Source organism: Salinivibrio sp. IB282, from assembly GCF_001995685.1.
Lineage (GTDB): Bacteria > Pseudomonadota > Gammaproteobacteria > Enterobacterales > Vibrionaceae > Salinivibrio > Salinivibrio kushneri.
Window position 1 is genome coordinate 1 of the sequence record NZ_MUET01000157.1, and the last position, 1,425, is coordinate 1,425.

Here is a 1,425-nt window from a genome sequence, read left to right on the forward strand (position 1 = left end):
AACGTTAGTGAGTTCGGTCCTCCAGTTGATGTTACTCAACCTTCAACCTGCCCATGGCTAGATCACTCGGTTTCGGGTCTAATGCAAGCAACTGTCGCCCAGTTAAGACTCGGTTTCCCTACGGCTCCCCTATGCGGTTAACCTRGCTACTTACATTAAGTCGCTGACCCATTATACAAAAGGTACGCGGTCACCCCAYAAARGAGGCTCCCACTGCTTGTACGTAGACGGTTTCAGGTTCTATTTCACTCCCCTCACAGGGGTTCTTTTCGCCTTTCCCTCACGGTACTGGTTCACTATCGGTCAGTCAGGAGTATTTAGCCTTGGAGGATGGTCCCCCCATSTTCAGACAAGATATCACGTGTCCCGTCTTACTCGTTTTCACGYCTAAGGCGCCGTCGGTTACGGGGCTATCACCCTTTATTGCCAGGTTTTCCAACCTGTTCACCTAACGCCTAARCCGCTTAAGGGCTGCTCCGGGGTCGCTCGCCGCTACTGCCGGAATCTCAATTGATTTCTTTTCCTTCGGGTACTTAGATGTTTCAGTTCCCCGAGTTCGCCTCTTAGCGCTATGKATTCACGCTAAGATACCTGCTTATGCGGGTACTTAGATGTTTCAGTTCCCCGAGTTCGCCTCTTAGCGCTATGKATTCACGCTAAGATACCTGCTTATGCAGGTGGGTTTCCCCATTCGGACATCGATGGCTCAAATGCTTCTTACCAGCTCACCATCGCTTTTCGCAGGTTAGTACGTCCTTCATCGCCTCTGACTGCCAAGGCATCCACCGTCTACGCTTAATCACTTAACCATACAACCCCAAGAGGTCTTTTTTGCTTGATCTTTCTCTTTTATGCTGCCTCTTGCTTAACTTTTGCTTGGTCACGTAACACGTTACGCTCCCGGCGACAAAAGTCTCGCGCGCGTTGCCTAAAAAAGAAATCTACGTCGCAAAACCACTGAGTGTTGAATCATCAACCAATTAAGGTTTTGTTTTTGCCGGACTCAAAATAGAGACTTTGCTTATCAAATAAGACAAAGCCCAAGCACACTTGATTGTGTGAGTGACATTTCTGTCACTGATTGAGAACTTTACTGTCATTCTTWAAGAATGACTTGTCAGCTTTCCAGATTGTTAAAGAGCATGTCGTTTATTGCTAAATAAACCACGTTCTAAAGATTCTTAAGCAAAAACCTTTAAAGCGTGGTGGGCGATACCGGGCTCGAACCAGTGACCCCCTCCTTGTAAGGGAGGTGCTCTCCCAACTGAGCTAATCGCCCACGATAGTGTGGTGGGTTGTACAGGATTCGAACCTGTGACCAATTGATTAAAAGTCAACTGCTCTACCAACTGAGCTAACAACCCAATGGCGTCCCATAGGGGAGTCGAACCCCTGTTACCGCCGTGAAAGGGCGGTGTCCTAGGC

General features: G+C 48.3%; 2 tRNA genes and 1 rRNA gene. All 3 read right to left on the reverse strand.

Annotation, left to right across the window (positions count from 1 at the left end):
* Positions 1-809, reverse strand: a 23S ribosomal RNA gene (locus BZG14_RS15355); the annotation flags it as partial.
* Between the two features lie 394 nt (positions 810-1,203).
* Positions 1,204-1,279: transfer RNA gene (locus tag BZG14_RS15360), tRNA-Val, on the reverse strand.
* 9 nt (positions 1,280-1,288) lie between these two features.
* A tRNA-Lys gene (locus tag BZG14_RS15365) sits at positions 1,289-1,364 on the reverse strand.
* Between the last annotated feature and the right edge of the window lie 61 nt (positions 1,365-1,425).